This window comes from Aurantimonas marianensis (genome assembly GCF_024195285.1).
In the GTDB taxonomy this organism is placed as follows: domain Bacteria; phylum Pseudomonadota; class Alphaproteobacteria; order Rhizobiales; family Rhizobiaceae; genus Aurantimonas; species Aurantimonas marianensis.
Genome location: NZ_JALHBS010000035.1, coordinates 25,813 through 43,841, shown reverse-complemented (window position 1 = coordinate 43,841; position 18,029 = coordinate 25,813). Strand labels below are relative to the sequence as shown.

Below are 18,029 nucleotides of genomic sequence, written 5' to 3'. Positions count from 1 at the left end.
GTGGCGGGAGGGGTTCCGGCATGGACCGACTGAGGGCGCTGATGCGCATGACGGCCGTCCGCATGTCGGCCGTCTATCTGCTGCTTTTCGCCGTCTTCGCGATCATCCTCGTCTTCTATGTTACCGCCACTGCGTCGGGAATCCTGGAGAGCCAGAGCCGCACGGCGATTTCCGAGGAGCTCAGCGACCTTGCCCAGGTCTATCGCACCAACGGGATCATCGGCCTCGTGCGCACGGTCGACCGCCGGGCCCGCCAACCCGGTGCCTCGCTCTATCTGGTCACCGACGCGACCGGCCGCATCATCGCCGGCAATGTGGAAAACCTGCAGGCCGGTGTCCTCGACGAGCCGGGCTTCACCGATAACGTCTTCGCCTATGAGCGTTTCGCCGAGAACGGCGCCGACCGCTATCATCTCGCGCTTGCCGAGGTCGTCAGCCTGCCGAACGGCATGCGCGTGCTCGTCGGGCGCGATCAGACCGAACAGGAACGCTTTCGACAGATCGTCCGCAGCGCGCTGATCCTGGCGCTTGCATTGATGGGAGCAGGCGCGCTGTTCGCGTGGCTGCTGGTTGGTCGCCGCGCCCTGCAGCGTCTCGACCGCATGTCCGCGGCGAGTGCCCGCATTCTGGCCGGCGACCTGACCGAGCGGCTGCCGGTAACCGGCGCGGGCGACGAGTTCGATCGCTTGTCGGAAAACCTCAACACGCTCCTGGCGCGGGTCGCCCTTTTGCAGGAGGGGCTTCGCCAGGTTTCCGACAATATCGCGCATGATCTCAAGACGCCGCTGACGCGGTTGCGCAGCCGGGCCGAGGCGGCGCTGACGGCGACTTCCGGCGAGGGCGATCCGCGCGAGGCGCTGGAAGGCACGATCGCCGAGGCGGACCAGATGATCCGCACCTTCGACGCGCTCTTGATGATCTCGCGGGTCGAAGCCGGCTCGCACCCGGTTCTCAAGGATCGCGTCGATATCGCCACGATCGTCGCCGATGTCGGTGAACTCTACGAACCTCTGGCCGAAGAGGCCGGTGCCCGCCTGGTCATCGACGCGGGCGCGCCGGTGGTTGCCTCGGTCAGCCGGGAACTGATCGCTCAGGCGCTGTCCAATCTTCTCGACAACGCCCTGAAATACGCCGCCGGCGATGGCGCCACCGTGATCACGATCCGGCTCGCGCAGGTGGGTGACCTGTGCCGGCTGACGGTCTCGGACAATGGCCCCGGCATCCCCGCCGAACAGCGCGAGCGGGTGCTGGAGCGTTTCTATCGTCTCGACCAGAGCCGCTCGCTGCCCGGCTCCGGTCTCGGCCTTTCGCTGGTTCAGGCGATCGCCCGCGTGCATGGCGGGACGTTGACGCTTGAGGATGCCGCTCCGGGCCTTACAGTGATCCTGGAGTTTCCTCTGGACGGAAAGACGCTTCTGGATGGCGAAGGATGAGGCAAGCGGTCTCGGGATCGGCGGCGGTCACCGATTGGCGCCGCTGGACCCGGACAAGGCGGCGGCGTGGCTCGCCGATCTGAAGACCGCAGCCGAGGCGCGGGAGTGCCCGAGGCTTGCGGCGCTACTCACGGCCGGCGGGCCGCAGGTCGAACGGCTCGGGGCGGTGCTCGACCTTTCATCCTATCTGAACAACCAGATGCAGCAGCATCCCGAATGGCTGGAGGCGTTGTTCGGCCAGGACGCGAGGGATCGTATCGCCGAGCGGATCGCAACGTTGCGAAAACCGCCCGCGACGGATCAGGGCGAAAGCGCTCTGATGAAAGAGCTTCGGCTGGTCAAGCGCGAGGTCTCCTTGCTGATTGCCCTGCGGGATCTGTTCGGGGCCGCGACGCCCGCCGAGACGACGGCGGACCTGTCCGATCTCGCCGAGGCCGCGATTGGCGCCGCGGTGCGGTTCTGTCTTGCCGAGGCCCATCGCTCCGGCAAGCTGGTGCTGCGGCATCCGGAAGATCCGGAGACGGATTGCGGGCTGTTCGTTCTCGGCATGGGCAAGCTGGGCGGCGGTGAGCTCAACTATTCCAGCGACGTCGACCTCATCGTCTTCTTCGAGGAATCGGCTGGCATCTGTGCCGACCCGGTGGAAGCGGTGGACACATTGTCCAAACTGGTGCGCCGACTGGTGCGGATCGTCGGCGAGAGCACGGCCGACGGCTATGTGTTTCGCACCGACCTGCGGCTGCGGCCGGATCCGGGCGCGATGCCGCTGGCGATCTCGGTCGACACCGCGCTCACCTATTACGAGGGTAGCGGGCGCAACTGGGAACGGGCCGCGATGATCAAGGCGCGACCGATCGCGGGTGACCGCGCCGCGGGAGAAGCGTTCCTTCAGGAATTGACCCCCTTCGTCTGGCGAAAATATCTCGACTTCGCCGCGATCGCCGACATCCAGGCGATGAAGACCCGCATCGACCGGCATCGAGGCTTCGACGATATCGGCGTTGCCGGGCACAATGTGAAGCTTGGACGCGGCGGTATCAGAGAGGTCGAGTTCTTCGTCCAGGCCCAGCAGTTGATCGCGGGTGGCCGCGCGCCCAGGCTGCGCCAACGCCGCACCGACAAGGCGCTCGCCGAACTCGCCGCCGGGGGGTGGATCGCGGCGGAGACGGAGGCCGAACTGGTTTCGGACTACTGGTTTCTTCGCCGCATCGAGCACTGCATCCAGATGGTCGCCGACGAACAGAGCCACACTTTGCCGGACAATGACGCGGGGCTCGAGCGGATCGCCCGCCTCGCGGCCTTCGAGGATCGCGCGGCGTTTTCCAAGGCGCTGCTGGCGCAGCTAAGCCGGGTCGACCGTCGTTACACGCGGCTGTTCAGTGACGGACGCGACCGCGAGACGAGTGCGATCGAGGAGGCGGGTTTCAAGGGATTGCTGGCCAGCGACGACGATCCGCAGGCCCTCGCCCGGCTGAGCGAACTCGGCTTTTCCCGCGCGGCGGACGTTGCCAGGATCGTGCGTTCGTGGAGTTACGGGCGCTATCGCGCTACCCGTTCGGAAACCGCCAGAGAACATATGGTCAAGGTCTTGCCGATGTTGCTGAAGGCGTTTTCGGGCGCGAAAGACCCCGACGGCGCCATCGCCGCCTTCGACACGTTTCTGGCCGGGCTGCCGTCGGGGATTCAGTTCTTTTCGCTGATCGCCTCCAACCCGCGCGTCCTCGACCTCCTCGCCCTGATCATCACGTCGGCGCCGGCGTTGCGCGACACGATCGCCGCGCGCCCGCACGTCTTCGACGCGCTTCTCGATCCAGCCTTTTTCGACGAGGTGCCGGACCGCGAACTGATGTCGGAACGTCTGGCGATGTTCCTGACCGAGGCCGACGGCTATGAGGATGTGCTTGCCCGACTGCGCATCTTCGCGTCGGAACAGCGGTTCCTGGTCGGGGCCCGGTTGCTGAGCGGCGTGGTCGACGTTGGCGAAGCCGGACTGGCCTTCTCGAACATCGCCGACGTGGTGCTCGAGGCGACGTTGAACGCCGTCACGCAAGCCTTTGCCGCGCGTCATGGTCATGTCGCCGGTGCGCGAATCGCGCTGCTCGGCATGGGTCGGCTCGGTAGTCGGGAGCTGACGGCCGGCTCTGATGTCGACCTGATCCTGCTTTACGACCATGCTGAAGCGGTCGAGGAATCGGACGGCGAAAAGCCTTTGTCGCCGGGCCTTTATTTTGCCCGCCTGACACAACGCTTGATCGCTGCGTTGACGATCCCGATGCGCGAGGGGGTGCTTTACGAGGTTGATTTCAGACTGCGTCCCTCGGGCAATATGGGGCCGCTGGCGACCCGTATCGACTCGTTCCGCCGCTATCAGTTCGACGAGGCCTGGACCTGGGAACGGATGGCGCTGACCCGTTCCCGACCGATCGCCGGTGACCCGAAGCTTTGCGCCGAGGTGACCCGCACCGTACGCGATATCCTGTCGCAACCGCGCGAGGAGTCGACGACGAGCCATGATGTCGGCGACATGCGCCGGCGCATCGAGCGCGACAAGCCGGCGAAGGGAGCGCTCGATCTCAAGCTTAGGCCCGGCGGCCTCATCGATCTGGAATTCCTGGCGCAGTGGGCCCTGCTGACCGGTCGCGCCGATCTCGATCTTGTCGGGGCGCCGACGGCGGACGTCCTCGATGCGGCCGATCTGGCCGCGGGTATCGAGGCGGGGTGCGATCTGGCGGCCGCTATGCGCTGCTATACCTGCGTCACCCAGATCCTACGGCTGGGGCCAGGCGATGTTCACCGGGTAAAGGACTTGCCGCCCGGTCTTGCCGACCGCCTGGTTCGGGCGCTGGAGGCTGACGGAACGGATGCGCTGGAGCCGCTTCTGGCGGAAACGGCGGCCGCCGTCCGGACCGTCTTCGATGCGCTGTTGCCCGCCGCGACTTCGAACGAGGCGCGGACCGAGGCAGCCACCTCGGCGCGGCACCGGGCCTGAGCTTCAGATCCGGTCAGGCGCGCGGCGCTTCGGCAGCTTCGACTTGCCCGGCCGGCACGTCGGATGAATCCGCCGGGGCGACCGGCAGGCGGATCGCGACGACGGTTCCGACGTCGATGCACGAACTGATCCGCATGCGGCCGCCCTGAAGCTCGACGAGGGACCGGGCGATGGCGAGGCCGAGCCCGGTCCCCTTGTTGCTGCGGGTCAATTCGTTCTCGATCTGCTCGAACGGGCGGCAGAGGCTGGCCAGCGCGGCTTGCGGAATGCCCATGCCGGTGTCGGAGATCGTAATCAGCGCGGTCTCGCCTACGGCCCGCACGCGCAGCCGGACCGTGCCGCCCGGGTCGGTGAATTTGACGGCGTTGGACAGGAGATTGAGAAGTATCTGCTTGGTCGCCCGGCGATCGGACTGGAACGGCAATCGGCTCGGGGCGCTTCCCTCGAAGCGGATCGTCTTCTGTTCGGCCTGGACCTCGATGATCTTGGTGGCCTCGGCGACGATCTCGGTGAGGTCGAGTTGCTCGGGGGAGAGAACGAGGCGCCCAGCCTCGATCTTTGCCATGTCCAGGATGTCGTCGATGAGCCGCAGCAAATAGTGCCCGCTTTGATGGATGTCTTCCGTGTATTCGCCGTATTTTTCGCAACCGATCGGACCGAACGTGCCTTGGCGCATGATCTCCGAGAAGCCGAGAATGGCGTTGAGCGGTGTGCGCAGCTCATGCGACATGTTGGCGAGGAACGTCGTCTTGGCACGTGAGGCGCCCTCCGCGCGCTCCTTCTCGACGGCATAATTTTGGTTCAGCTGCGTCAGTTGGACCGCCTTCTTCTCCGCGTCCCGGCGCGCCACGGACAGATCGTCAATGACCGCCATCAGGCGCCGCTCGGAATCCGACAGGCGCGCCTGGTGCAGCTTGAGCTGCGTCACGTCGGTGCCGATGGAGACAAAACCACCGTCGGCGGTGCGCCGTTCCGACAGAAGCAGCCAGCGACCGTCGGCGAGCAGAGCCTCCGAGGCGCGCTCGCCTTCGGCGAATGCCGGACTGGTGACCGTGTGGCTATCGATCGGCTTGCGGGCCTTGGCCATGACCACGTGGAGCGGGGTACCACGGGCGACGTCCGCCTCGGTGAGGCCGAAGGTCTGGCGGTATTTGGAATTACAGAGGACAAGGCGATTGCGGTTGTCGCAAAGGACGAAGGTTTCCGAGATGTTCTCGATCGCGCTGTTGAGCTGCTTGTTGGCTTCGTCGGTGAGGCGGGCGAGTTCCTGTTGCTCGCTGACGTCGAGCGCGATGCCGATCAAATGGACCTCGTTCTCGCCGGTGCGCGTCACCTGGGCTCGCGCGCGGAGCCAGACATAGGCGCCGTCGTTCCTGCGCATGCGGAAATTGTGATCAAGGCTGGTGATCTTGCCGGCGGCGACGCTCCGGGCGACATCCAGGAGGTTGCCGTCGTCGGGGTGAAGCAGGGGCGCGACATCGCCGAAGGCAAGAACGCTGTCCGTCGGTTGCAGGCCGAGCATTTCGTACATCGAGCACGACCAGTACATTCGCCCGCGCGCGATGTCCCAATCCCAAAGGCCGCACTGGCCGCGCGACAAGGCCGTGTCGACCTTCCGATGTGTCTCGAGATACAGCGCGTCGGCGTCCTGGGCACGCGTCGCCTGACGAAAATAAGCGTAGAGAATGACCAGCATGATGATGCTGGTGAAGGCGAAGAGGGTGACGTTCAGCGAGACTGATTTGCGCCATTCGGCGAGCAGGTCGGCATCCGGCTGGATAAAGGTGATGGTGCCCTGATCGCCGGCCAGAGTCGCGCTTGCGACAAGAGCGGCCTCGCCCTGGAACCGGGTATGCTGAACCCCCGCGCGCTGCCCGAACATCAGCAGCGCCTGCGACTCGTCCAGCAAGAGCATCAGATCGTCGCCGAGAAGGTGCTCATAGCCCGGCATGACCGCGGTGATCAGCCCGCCGGCATTGCTGACAACAGCAAAACGCCCCTGCCGGATCAGCGCGGCCGGAATGGCGCTCGTCAGCAGCGCGTTCGCGTCTGCCACCTTCGGATCGGACGCGTAGGCGAGCTGGCTTTCCGTCCGCATCAGCTTCGTCGCGATCTGGAGTTCGCGCGACGCGCTCTCTTCAAGGTCGAAGCGCTCTTCGACGAGCGCCGCGAAGCGTGCGATCGCGGCAATCGCCAGAAACAGGATGATCAGGATGGGAATGGTCCGGCGGAGCGTCTTTTCGGAGCGCAGGAGCCTTTCGTAGGTCGGACCGGCCAACATCTTGGCATGCCCGGCGATCTCTGTCTTGCTGGTTAGTAATGCCTCGAATCGGGACAAAAGTCCCCCTGCCGGCGCGTTTGACGCGTCCGCTCCCATGCCTAACCCCTCGTAACCGCATCTCAACGATTCGGCATGCCGCACATCCGAATCACCGGCAATTGATCAGAGGCGAATCACCTTGTCCAGAGCCGAATTGCGACAAGAATGAGGAGTCAATGAACAGATCGCCTATCGCAAAGATCGTCCCAAGATATCTCGCAGGTCAGTCGAGAGGTCTTTAAGTTCAAGCAGTTGCCGTAATGTCGCACTCGCCTTGTCGCGGCGGACCGGTTCCAAGCTTCGCCAAGAGCGGAAGGTGGTCGCGATCCGCGCCGAGACCTGCGGGTTCAGCCGGTCGATCTCCACCAGTCGCTCCGCGACCCAGCGGTAGCCGGCGCCATCGGCGCGGTGGAACGCCAGTTGGTTCGCCGCGGCGAAGGTGCCGACAAGCGCCCGGACGCGGTTCGGGTTCTTCAGCGAGAACATCGCATGCGAGGCGAGACCGGCAACGATCTCAACCGCCCCCGGACTCGGGATCGTCGCCTGGATCGCGAACCATTTGTCGATGACGAGACCATCATGCTTGAAGCGGGCATAGAAATCGTCCAGTGCGGACGTCGATGCTGGCGTGTCGGGGAAGCGATGCACCAGGACCGTCAGAGCGGCGAGCCGGTCGGTCATGTTTCCGGCAGCAGCGTATTGGTCCGCTGCCGGACCGAAATCACCGGTCGCGGCGGCGAGATAGCCGAGCGCGGCGCTGGCGAGAGCCCGGCTTCCGGCGCTCTCGGCGTCGGGGGAAAACTGCGAGCCGGTTTCCCGGTCGGCATGGAGGCGGGCGAACAGGGCGGCGCCGCGCTTGCCCACGCCGCGCCGGGCCGCCTCGACGACGGCGTGAACGGTATCGGGATCGACATTCTCCGCAAGCATGCGCGCGATTTCGGCCTCGCCGGGCAAGGCTAGTGCCTGGGCGCGGAATGCCGCTTCCAGGCTTTCGTCGCCGGCCGAGCCGAGAATGGCATCGATGATCTCGGGAGTCAGCGGCGCCTGGATCTCCGGGGACGGGGCCCGGCTCGCCGTCGTCAGCGCCGCGCCCACCAGATCGTTAAGAATCCGCCAGCGGTTGAACAGGTTCGGGTCGAGACGGGCAAGGGCAAGACGGTCGGCCTCGCTCTGGGGGTGGTCGAGCGCCACCGGGGCCGAGAAGTCCCTGAGCACCGACAGATAAGGGCGTTCGCTCAGATTTTCGAAGACGACACGGGCCTCGGGCTCGGTGAGATGGATGACATCGCCCGCTACGTTGGCACCATGAACCGATGCCGTGTCTATGTCCTGGCCATTGGGGCCGACGAGGCCGAAGCGGATTGGAATATGCACCGGCGCGGTTCCGGTGCCGGCGGTGCCTTGCCGGAGCGTCTGCTTGAAGCCGACGGTCAGGCGACCGGCGGCCGCGTCGTAATCCTCCGTGACGGTCACGGTGGGCGTTCCCGCCTGGCCGTACCACAGCGCGAGACGTGACAGGTCCTCGCCGGTTGCGGCCTCGAAGCAGGCGATGAAGTCCTCGACCGTCGCCGCGTCGCCGTCGTGGCGGTCGAAATAAAGGTCCATGCCCCTGCGAAAGCGGTCGCGGCCGAGGATCGTCTCGATCATCCGCACCAGTTCGGCGCCCTTGTCGTAGACAGTCGCCGTATAGAAATTGTTGATCTCGCGGTATTCCGTCGGCCGGACGGGGTGCTGAAGGGGCCCCTGGTCCTCGGGAAACTGATGCGCCTTCAACCGCCGCACGGAGCTAATGCGCTGGACCGTGGCGGAGCGCTCGTCGGCACTGAATTCCTGGTCGCGGTAGACCGTCAGACCTTCCTTGAGGCAGAGCTGGAACCAGTCGCGGCAGGTGATCCGGTTGCCGGTCCAGTTGTGAAAATACTCGTGCGCGATGACCGTCTCGACGCCGGCATAATCGACGTCCGTCGCCGTCTCGGGGTCGAGCAGCACGTATTTATGATTGAAGACGTTGAGGCCCTTGTTCTCCATCGCGCCCATGTTGAAGTCGGCGATCGCCACGATGTTGAACACGTCGAGATCGTATTCGCGGCCGAAGCGCCGCTCGTCCCAGACCATCGACCGCTTCAGCGCATCCATGGCGTAGCCGGCCTGCGTGGCGCGACCCCTTTCGGTGTAGATGCCAAGGCTGACGGGCTTGCCGCTCGCCGTGGTGAATTGCTCGTGGATCGAGTCGAGATCACCGGCGACCATGGCGAAGAGATAGGACGGCTTGTCGAAGGGATCATCCCAGACCGCGAAATGCCGATTGTCGGGAAGAACGGCAGTCTCCGCCGGATTGCCATTCGACAGCAGAACGGGCGCGGCGCTCCGATCCGCCTCGATCCGGACCTCGTAACGCGCCAGCACGTCCGGTCGGTCGAGGAAATAGGTGATGCGGCGAAAGCCCTCGGCCTCGCATTGGGTGCACCAGATGCCGTTGGATCGGTAGAGCCCCATCAGTTTCGTATTGTTTTCCGGCACGAGCGTCGTCTCTATGTCGAGCGTGAAGCGCTCGTCAGAGGGCAGGCCGGTGATTTCCAGCCGTTGGGGAGAAGCGTCGTATCGCTCGCCCTCCAGCGGCGTGCCATTCAGCGCCAGTCCCGTCAGCGTCAACTCGTCGCCGTCGAGGACCAGCGGGGCGGCGGCGTCGACGCCCTTTCGCCGCTCTAGCTCGAGCGTCGTGTGGATGTCGGCGCGTCCCTCGAACAGCCGTATCGTCATCGCCACCGAATGCAGGACGAAGTCCGTTGCACGGTAATCTTCGAGCTTGATGGTCTGACCGTCGTCGGTGCGAAGCATGGGGCGGTTCCTTTCGTATCGCAGCGGAGGTAGCCCCAAGCGGGCGAATTGCCAACCGGCAGATGGCGCCATCGGTCGGCCGGGTCCTGGCATACCGGATGCCGCGGACCCTCGACGGAAGTGGTTCGACGCAATAAGTGAGGCGTTCGAAACGCCATTCTTGGCCTCGTCCCCGTTTGCGCCGACCCTACGGCAGCGATCCTCGTCCAGGAGCTAGTCCCATGAACGTGATGACCCCGAAATTCGGCCTCGGTGCTTCGGTTCTGCGGAAAGAGGACGACCGCTTCGTCCGGGGCGAGGGATGTTACACCGACGACGAAAGCCGGCCCGATTTTCTCCATGCCGTGGTGGTGCGCTCGCCGCATGCTCACGCGAATTTCACGATTACGGATGTCGAAGCCGTGCGTTCGGCATCCGGCGTGCATCTGGTGCTGACCCATGCGGATGTCGCGGAACTCGGCGATATACCGTGTCAGACCTTGCTGGAACAGCCTGACGGCAGCACGGTCGCGGCCCACGACATTCCGGTGCTTTGCCGCGGTGTCGTGCGCCATGTGGGCGACGCGGTCGCCTTCGTGGTCGCTGAAACGGCGGCCCAGGCGGCGGACGCGGCGGAGCTCCTCGTCGTCGACTACGAACCGCTGCCGGTCGTTGCCGATATCGAAACGGCAACGGCGGAGGGCGCGGCGCCGGTCTGGCCGAACAGTGACGGGAACATCGGCGGCCATCTCAACATGGGGGACAGGCACCGGACCGAGGCGGCATTCGCGGACGCGCCCCGGGTTTCCGAGATCACGCTCCGGCAAAACCGCCTCGTCTGCAATTACATGGAGCTGCGCGCCGCTCTTGGAGAATGGTCGCAGGACGAGGACCGCTGGATCCTGACGACGGGAAGCCAAGGCGTTCACGGCATCCAGTCAGTGCTCGCCAAGACGGTGCTCAAGGTCGACCCGTCGAAGGTGCGGGTCGTGACCAAGGATGTCGGCGGCGGTTTCGGGACCAAGGCGTTCCTTTACCGCGAACACGTTCTGGTGCTGGTGGCGGCCGAACGCCTTGGTCGCCCGGTCAAATGGGCCGGCGACCGCGGCGAACATTTCGTCTCCGACGCGCATGGCCGCGACAATGTCGTCACGGCACGGATGGCGATGGACGAGGACGGGCGCTTTCTCGCTCTCGACATCGATCTTTACGCCAACATGGGGGCGTATCTGTCGCAGAACGGGCCGTTCATTCCCTATCTCGGCATGTCGATGGCGCCGGGCCTCTATGACATCCAGGCGGTCAATGTCGATTGCCACCTCGTCTACACCAACACTGTTCCCATCGATGCCTATCGCGGCGCCGGGCGTCCGGAGGCTTCCTATCTGATCGAGCGGCTGGTCGACCAGTGCGCGCTCGACATGGGCCTGGCCCGGGAGGATATCCGGCGGAAGAACTTCATCCGGCCCGACCAGCTTCCCTATACGACGGCGGTCGGGCGCATGTACGATACCGGCGATTTCGAGGGCCATCTCGCCGAGGCGATGCGGCAGTCCGGCTGGCAGGAGTTCGAAGCACGCCGGGAGAATGCAAAAACGCAAGGCAAGCTTCGCGGCATCGGAATGGCGACCTATGTCGAGGCCTGTGCCTTTGCGGGTTCCGAGCCGGCCTATGCCGAATTGACCCCGGCCGGACGGATCGAGCTGAAGATCGGTACGCAGAGCAACGGGCAGGGCCATGCCACGGCCTATGCCCAGTTCGTCGCCGAGGCGCTGAATCTCGACTACGATCTGATCGACGTGAAACAGGGCGATACCGACGACACCCCGACCGGCGGCGGCACCGGCGGCTCGCGGTCGATCCCGCTCGGCGCGGTATCGGTGCGTCGAGCCAGCCAGACGCTGGCGGAAAAGATCAAGAAGCTGGCGGCGGGCGAACTGGAGGCTTCGGCCGGCGACATCGAACTCGACGGCGGGACGGCCCGGATCGTCGGCACCGACCGCGCGATCGATTTCGCCGCCATCGCGGCGGCGGCCAGATCCGCCGAGGACCTGAAGGCGGTCGGCGAGTTCAAGCAGGACGAGGCGACCTATCCGAACGGCACCCATGTCTGCGAGGTCGAGATCGATCCGGAGACCGGGACGACGGAGATCATCGCCTACACGATCGTCGACGATTTCGGCGTGACGGTGAACCCGATGCTGCTCGCCGGCCAGATCCATGGCGGTGTGGCGCAAGGGATCGGTCAGGCGCTTATCGAGAACGCCGTCTATGACGAGGAAGGGCAGCTCGTCACCGCAAGCTTCATGGACTATGCCATGCCGCGCGCCTGGGACCTGCCGTTCTTCGCGTTCAAGACCCGCAACGTTCCGTCGACGACCAATGCGCTCGGCATCAAGGGCGCTGGCGAGGCCGGCACCATCGGCGCGGCTCCCGCCGTGATGAACGCCGTTGCCGACGCGCTGCGACCGGCCGGAGTCGAGCATATCGACATGCCGGCGACGCCCTTGCGGGTTTGGGAAGCACTGCAGGCGGCCCGATAAGGCGACGCCGCGAGGAAGCAAAGCCCGGCGACCGGCCGGGGCGAACAGGAACAGTTCAGGCAGGAGGGGGAGAGGATGGACAGTCGGCCGGCGTCCGCCGAGTCGCCGATGCGCGGCATTCTGCTGAAATGTCTCTCGGTCGTGGTCTTCGTCGCGATGCAGACGGCGATCAAGGCCGGCGGCGACGGCATTCCGGCCGGCGAAATCGTGTTCTTCCGCTCGTTCTTCGCTCTGGTTCCGGTGGTCCTCTATCTCGCCTGGATCGGCGACCTGAAGACGGCTCTGAAGACCGACAATCTCCCCGCCCATATCGGTCGCGGGCTGATCGGCGTCACCTCCATGGGGCTCGGCTTTTATGCCCTGACCCGGCTGCCCTATCCCGAGTGGATCACCATCACCTATGGGGCGCCCCTGCTGACCGTTGTCTTCGCCGCTGTCTTCCTGAAGGAAGTCGTGCGCCTTTATCGCTGGACTGCCGCAATGGTCGGTCTGGTCGGCATCGTGGTGGTGACGTTGCCGAAGCTGACCCTGGGCGGCGATGTCGTCGACGGCGCGCAGACGATCGGCATCATCGCGGCGGTCATTTCGGCGGCTGTGGCCGCCGTCGCGATGATCCAGGTCCGCCGTCTCGTCCGCACGGAGAAGACCGCGACGATCGTGGTCTATTTCTCGCTGACCTCGGCCGGTATCGCGCTTTTCTCGATCTTTTTCGGATGGGTGCTGCCGACATGGGAACAGGCGGTTCTGCTGGTACTGGCGGGGCTGTGCGGCGGTGTCGGGCAGTTGCTGCTAACCGCTGCCTACCGCTTCGCGGACACCTCCACCGTCGCGCCGTTCGAATACACCTCGATGCTGCGGGCCATCGCCATCGGTTATTTCGCCTTCGGCGAGGCGGCGAGCTCCACGACGCTTCTTGGCGCGGCCATCGTGATTTCCGCCGGCATCTTCATCATCTGGCGCGAGCATCAGCTGGGAATCGAGCGCTCGAAGGCGCGGCGGGTGACACCGCCGAGCGGTTGAGAGAGCGTCCGGCGGAATCTGTCATCGCGCCGTGACATTAGCCCTTTAGGTGAGGTCGGAACCAGCGCAAGATGAGCTGTTCTTAACCTTCTGAAAAAGGGGTCGTCCGATGAATGAACAAGTCACGGGTGCGGTGTTCCGCACCAGCCAACTGGAGGAAGCGGCGGGCGAGGGGCATAACCCGACCGACAATCGGACCATGGGCGAGATCATCGCCGCGCGGTTCTCACGCCGGGACTTCCTGCGCGGCTCGCTGGCCGCGACCGCCATCGCCGCGACGGTCAGCCCCCTGGCGCTCGTCGCCGCCGACGAGGCAAAGGCGCAGGGTGCGTCGGGTTCGCGTTTCGACTTCACCGAGGTCGAGGCCGGCGTCGACGAAACCCATCATGTCGCCGAGGGCTACGACGCCGACGTGTTGCTGCGCTGGGGCGACGGGATCTTTCCCGACGCGCCGGAGTTCGATCCCACGGCGCAGACGCCGGACGCCCAGAACCGCCAGTTCGGCTACAACAACGACTATGTCGGCTACGTGCCGATCGACGACTCCTCCGAACACGGCCTCCTGGTCGTCAACCATGAATACACCAACGATCATCTGATGTTTCCTGGGATCGTCAAGGTCGAGGATGGCAAGCTCGTCGTCGCCGAGGCCGACGAGAACCAGGTCAATGTCGAGATGGCCGCGCATGGCGGCTCCGTCGTCGAAATCCGCAAGGAGGACGGCAAATGGCGGGTGGTGAAGGACGGCGCCAAGAACCGCAGGATCACCGCCGAGACGGAGATGGAACTTACCGGTCCCGCGGCCGGGGATCCGCGCATTCAGACCAATGCCGACCCGACCGGCCGCAAGGTATTCGGCACGTTCAACAACTGCGCCGGCGGCGTCACCCCCTGGGGCACCTACGTGATGGCCGAGGAGAACTTCCATGGCTACTTCATGGGCGAGCTGCCAGCCGATCACCGCGAGGCGAGGAATTACGAGCGTTACGGCGTGCCGGACGGAACCTACGCCTGGGGCAAGTTCCACAACCGCTTCGACGTCTCCAAGGAGCCGAACGAGCCGAACCGCTTCGGCTGGATCGTCGAGGTCGATGTCGAGGATCCGAACTCGGTGCCGAAGAAGCGTACCGCGATGGGGCGCTTCAAGCACGAGGGCGCGGAATCGATCGTCAACAAGGACGGCCGCGTCGTCTTCTATCTCGGCGACGACGAGCGCTTCGACTATGTCTACAAGTTCGTCACCGCGGGCACCTACAACCCGGACGACCGTGCCGCCAACATGGATTTGCTGGCGGAGGGCACGCTCTATGTCGCCAAATTCGCCGAGGACGGCACGATGGAATGGCTGCCGCTGACCTTCGGTGAAGGCCCGTTGACCGCCGAGAACGGCTTCGAGAGCCAGGCCGACGTTCTGATCGAGACCCGCCGGGCGGCCGACCTTTTGGAGGCGACCCCGATGGATCGCCCGGAGGACATCCAGCCCAACGGCTCCAACGGACGTGTCTATGTCATGCTGACCAACAACACCAAGCGCGAGGAGCCGAACCCGGCGAACCCGCGCGTCGACAATGCCTTCGGCCATATCATCGAGATCGCCGAGGATGACGAGGATTTCGCCGCCACGACGGGCAAATGGGAAATCCTTCTCAAATGCGGCGATCCATCCGTTGCCGCGGTCGGCGCGACCTTCTCCACCGAAACGACCAAGAACGGCTGGTTCGGCATGCCGGACAATTGCGAGATCGATGCCGAAGGCCGGCTGTGGGTCGCGACCGATGGCATGTCACCGAAGAAGACCGGGCGGACCGACGGCTTGTTCGCCGTCGATACCGAGGGCGAGGCGCGGGGCACGTCGAAACTGTTCTTCCGGGTGCCGATCGGCGCGGAAATGTGCGGGCCGCTGCTCCTGCCGGACATGCAGACCGCGTTCGTCGCGGTCCAGCATCCCGCCGACGGTGGCGAGGATTGGGAGGGCTTTGGGCGTCCATCCTATTATGAGGATCCCTCGACCCGCTGGCCGGACTTCAAGGAGGACATGCCGGTGCGTCCTTCATTGATCGCGATCACCAAGCAGGGCGGCGGCAAGATCGCCTGACCCGCTCCGTTTAGCGATTTCACGCGGGCGGTTCGGACGGGCCGCCCGCTTCGCATTCGGGGTCCTATCTGGCAGGAACGGGCTCGGACGTGTCGGCCTCGTCCGCTCCCGGCGTTACGTCGGCGCGGGGATCGAGCGCAAAGCTCGTCGGCGTCTGGGTGCGGGCGAGGGGCGTCGTCTGGAAGTCCGGCCGATCTTCGGCCGGCAGGGCAACGCGGCGGTAGGTGCGGTAGAACGCATAGGCCGCGTACAGCGCGGCAGCGGTGCCGATCGACTGAAAGATGCCGCCGGGTCCGAAGGTTTCCATCAGATAGGCGGCGTAGAGCGGGCCAATCATCGTTCCGACCCCATACAGAATCAACAGGCCGCTCGAGATCTTCACGAAGTCCTCGTCGGCCGCGTAGTCGTTGGCGTGGGCGACGGCGAGCGAATAGGTCGGGTAGATGATGCCGCCGAGGACGAAGGCGACGACGAAAAGCATGAGAGCCCCGGCGTCGGCCAGGTATACGCCCGCCGTCGCCCCCGCGACGCCGATCAGGCCCGCGGCGCTCATCACATAGCGGCGGTCGACCCGGTCCGAGATGCGTCCGAGCGGCACCTGAAAGACAATGCCGCCAGCCATCGCCGCGACGACGAGCGTGGCGATCTCGGTCGTCGAAAGGCCGGCCTTCTGGCCGAAGACCGGCGCCATGTTGTTCCAGGCGCCGGAGAGTACGCCGGCCAGCAGCACGCCGATGAAAGCCACCGGCGAATTGCGGAAGATCAGCGGCAGGTCGATTTTCACGGCGGTAAGCGGCTTGGGCGACGGTGCCTGCGATAGCGCTGTCGGGATCACCGCCATTGCAAAGAGGATGGCGCCGAGCATGAACGGAATCGCGAGTTCCGGTCGGCTCAGCGGCATGACGTACTGGCCGCCCATCATGGCCGCCATCGTAACGATCATGTAGACGGAGAAAATCGTTCCGCGGGACTCGTTGGTAACCCGTTCGTTGAGCCAGCTTTCGACCACCATGTAGGTGCCGGCCAGTGCGAAGCCGGCGATGGCCCGGAAGAAAATCCAGGCAATCGGATTGATGACGATGGCACACAGGAGGATCGAAATCGCCAGCAGGGCGGCTAGGCTCGAGAACGAGCGCACATGCCCGGCCCGGCGCACGATCAGCGGCATCACGAAGCATCCCAGCGTGAAGGCGATGGCGTAGCTGGTTCCGAAGGCGCCGATCTGATAGCTCGACCAACCCTCGATCGAGCCGCGAACCGGGAGCAGGATGCCCATCAAGCCAGCACCGGCCATCAAGAAGAAGGTCGAGAGAAGCAGCGAGACGATCGGCAGGATCTGGACGGGCATGGGCATGAGGTTCGCCTTGGCTCAAGGTGTCGGCTCGGCATTTTGCCGATACTGCGTTCCGGCGGGACAGCTAGGCCTCTGGAAGCGGTTTGGCGAGAGTCATTTGCGATTCCATCTGCGACATTTGCCGGACGGGCTCTCAGTCGCGGTCGGATTTTTCCGCCAGCCGCGACTTCAGCGCCAGCAAATCACGCCAGGCGAGACGCTTCTGCGCCGGCTGGCGTAGAAGATAGGCCGGGTGCAGCATCGCCGTCGCGTCGATCGCCTCGTCGGCTTCGAGCCCGAAGCTGTAGGTCGTCCATTGTCCGCGGATGCGCAGAATGCCCTCCTGCGAGCCGAGAATCGCCTTGGAGGCGGGCGAACCGAGGCAGACGACGATCTTCGGTCGCACCAGTTCGATATGACGCTGCACGAAGGGCAGACAGATCAGCGTCTCGGCCGGTGTCGGCGGCCGATTGCCGGGCGGGCGCCAGGGGACGGTGTTGGTTACCCGGACGGCTTCCCGCTCCAGCCCGATCGCCGCCAGCATCCGGTTGAGAAGCTGGCCCGAGCGGCCGACGAAGGGAACGCCCGCCGCGTCCTCCTCCCTTCCTGGTGCTTCGCCCACAAACATGACGTCGGCAATTTCGCTGCCGTCGCCGAATACGGTCGATTTCGCGGTGATGCGCAGATTGCAGCCGTCGAAATCCGCAAGCGCCGCCTGAAGCTCGGCGAGGGTGGCGGCGGAGCGGGCCCGTTCGCGGGCGTCGGCAACGGCGATATCGTCCGGCACGGCAACGCGTGCCGCAGGGAAAGCGGCATCCCCGGTCGGACTCGCCGACGGCTTCGCGGCGGGCTGGGCGGCTGATCGGGATATATCGAGAGGGGCGGAGGCATTGGCGCGGGCCGGTGCCGGCGCCTTGCGCTCGGCGCGCGCCTCGATCTCGGCTCGGGTCTCCGTGAAACGGTCGCGCGGCCGCTCCTCCAGAACGACGTCGACCCCGGCGGCGCGATACCATTCGAGCAGCGCGATGGCGGTGTGGTCGATCGTGGGAGGCTCAGTGCGCATGCCGTGCTTCCTAGATCATTCGGGCGCTCGGCGCGACAGCGTCGCGCCGTCCGACGATCATTGTCTCAGTGCCCGACAGTTTGGGAAAACAGGTTGATCACCAATACCCCCGCGAGGATCAGGGCGATTCCGACAAAGCCGGCGGCGTCGATCGACAGCTTGAACCAGAACAGGTCGACGAAAGCCAACAGTACGATTCCGGTACCCGACCAGATGGCATAGACGATGCCGACCGGCAGGGTGCGAAGCGGCAGCGACAGGAAGTAAAAGGCCAGCACATAAGCGCCGACCGTCACCAGCGACGGCGCGAGGCGGGTGAAGCCGAAGGACGATTTCAGGGCCGTCGTCCCGATGATCTCGCAGACGATCGCAACGCTCAGATAAAGAAAGTTCAAATCTGTCCCCCATGCGTCCCG

At 65.1% G+C, this 18,029-nt stretch carries 10 protein-coding genes; 5 read left to right on the top strand and 5 right to left on the bottom strand.

The window, feature by feature from the left end; translation table 11 throughout:
• The first annotated feature begins 20 nt into the window (after positions 1-20).
• The gene (locus tag MJ956_RS06640; RefSeq protein ID WP_253963697.1) at positions 21-1,433 is read left to right on the top strand and encodes a sensor histidine kinase; all 1,413 of its coding nucleotides are present in this window, start codon (positions 21-23) and stop codon (positions 1,431-1,433) included.
• Entirely contained in the window at positions 1,420-4,422 is a 3,003-nt protein-coding gene (locus MJ956_RS06635; protein WP_253963696.1) for a bifunctional [glutamine synthetase] adenylyltransferase/[glutamine synthetase]-adenylyl-L-tyrosine phosphorylase, read from the top strand. The genes MJ956_RS06640 and MJ956_RS06635 overlap by 14 nt, the downstream gene beginning before the upstream one ends.
• Positions 4,423-4,435: 13 nt before the next feature.
• On the opposite strand, the gene MJ956_RS06630 is transcribed toward MJ956_RS06635, so the two are convergent.
• A complete protein-coding gene (locus MJ956_RS06630; protein ID WP_253963695.1) occupies positions 4,436-6,703 on the bottom strand; it encodes a PAS domain-containing sensor histidine kinase in 2,268 nt (755 codons plus the stop codon).
• Positions 6,704-6,931: 228 nt separating this feature from the next.
• Entirely contained in the window at positions 6,932-9,580 is a 2,649-nt protein-coding gene (pepN, locus tag MJ956_RS06625) for an aminopeptidase N (RefSeq protein ID WP_253963694.1), read from the bottom strand.
• Positions 9,581-9,801: 221 nt separating this feature from the next.
• Here pepN and MJ956_RS06620 point away from each other — a divergent pair, with 221 nt between their 5' ends.
• The 3 genes from MJ956_RS06620 to MJ956_RS06610 all read left to right on the top strand — a co-directional run bounded on the left by MJ956_RS06620 (position 9,802) and on the right by MJ956_RS06610 (position 15,217).
• Entirely contained in the window at positions 9,802-12,102 is a 2,301-nt protein-coding gene (locus MJ956_RS06620; protein WP_253963693.1) for a xanthine dehydrogenase family protein molybdopterin-binding subunit, read from the top strand.
• Between the two features lie 75 nt (positions 12,103-12,177).
• Positions 12,178-13,122, top strand: coding sequence for a DMT family transporter (locus MJ956_RS06615; RefSeq protein ID WP_253963692.1), 945 nt, complete (start codon positions 12,178-12,180; stop codon positions 13,120-13,122).
• Positions 13,123-13,231: 109 nt separating this feature from the next.
• Positions 13,232-15,217, top strand: a complete 1,986-nt coding sequence (locus tag MJ956_RS06610; RefSeq protein WP_253963691.1) for a PhoX family protein — start codon at positions 13,232-13,234, stop codon at positions 15,215-15,217.
• Positions 15,218-15,281: 64 nt separating this feature from the next.
• On the opposite strand, the gene MJ956_RS06605 is transcribed toward MJ956_RS06610, so the two are convergent.
• The 3 genes from MJ956_RS06605 to MJ956_RS06595 form a co-directional block, all read right to left on the bottom strand.
• Positions 15,282-16,571 carry an MFS transporter gene (locus tag MJ956_RS06605; RefSeq protein ID WP_253963690.1) on the bottom strand — a complete coding sequence of 430 codons (1,290 nt, stop codon included), beginning with the start codon at positions 16,569-16,571 and terminating at the stop codon, positions 15,282-15,284.
• Positions 16,572-16,704: 133 nt separating this feature from the next.
• Positions 16,705-17,613 (bottom strand): uracil-DNA glycosylase, encoded by a 909-nt coding sequence (locus tag MJ956_RS06600; RefSeq protein WP_253963689.1) that lies wholly within the window; start codon positions 17,611-17,613, stop codon positions 16,705-16,707.
• Positions 17,614-17,678: 65 nt separating this feature from the next.
• Positions 17,679-18,008 (bottom strand): DMT family transporter, encoded by a 330-nt coding sequence (locus tag MJ956_RS06595; protein ID WP_253963688.1) that lies wholly within the window; start codon positions 18,006-18,008, stop codon positions 17,679-17,681.
• Positions 18,009-18,029: the final 21 nt, after the last annotated feature.

Bases quoted from the DNA above. Each gene is read 5' to 3' on its own strand.
- MJ956_RS06640 (WP_253963697.1), top strand. From the start codon at position 21: ATGGACCGACTGAGGGCGCTGATGCGCATGACGGCCGTCCGCATGTCG.
- MJ956_RS06635 (WP_253963696.1), top strand. From the start codon at position 1,420: ATGGCGAAGGATGAGGCAAGCGGTCTCGGGATCGGCGGCGGTCACCGA.
- MJ956_RS06630 (WP_253963695.1), bottom strand. From the start codon at position 6,703: ATGTTGGCCGGTCCGACCTACGAAAGGCTCCTGCGCTCCGAAAAGACG.
- pepN (WP_253963694.1), bottom strand. From the start codon at position 9,580: ATGCTTCGCACCGACGACGGTCAGACCATCAAGCTCGAAGATTACCGT.
- MJ956_RS06620 (WP_253963693.1), top strand. From the start codon at position 9,802: ATGAACGTGATGACCCCGAAATTCGGCCTCGGTGCTTCGGTTCTGCGG.
- MJ956_RS06615 (WP_253963692.1), top strand. From the start codon at position 12,178: ATGGACAGTCGGCCGGCGTCCGCCGAGTCGCCGATGCGCGGCATTCTG.
- MJ956_RS06610 (WP_253963691.1), top strand. From the start codon at position 13,232: ATGAATGAACAAGTCACGGGTGCGGTGTTCCGCACCAGCCAACTGGAG.
- MJ956_RS06605 (WP_253963690.1), bottom strand. From the start codon at position 16,571: ATGCCCATGCCCGTCCAGATCCTGCCGATCGTCTCGCTGCTTCTCTCG.
- MJ956_RS06600 (WP_253963689.1), bottom strand. From the start codon at position 17,613: ATGCGCACTGAGCCTCCCACGATCGACCACACCGCCATCGCGCTGCTC.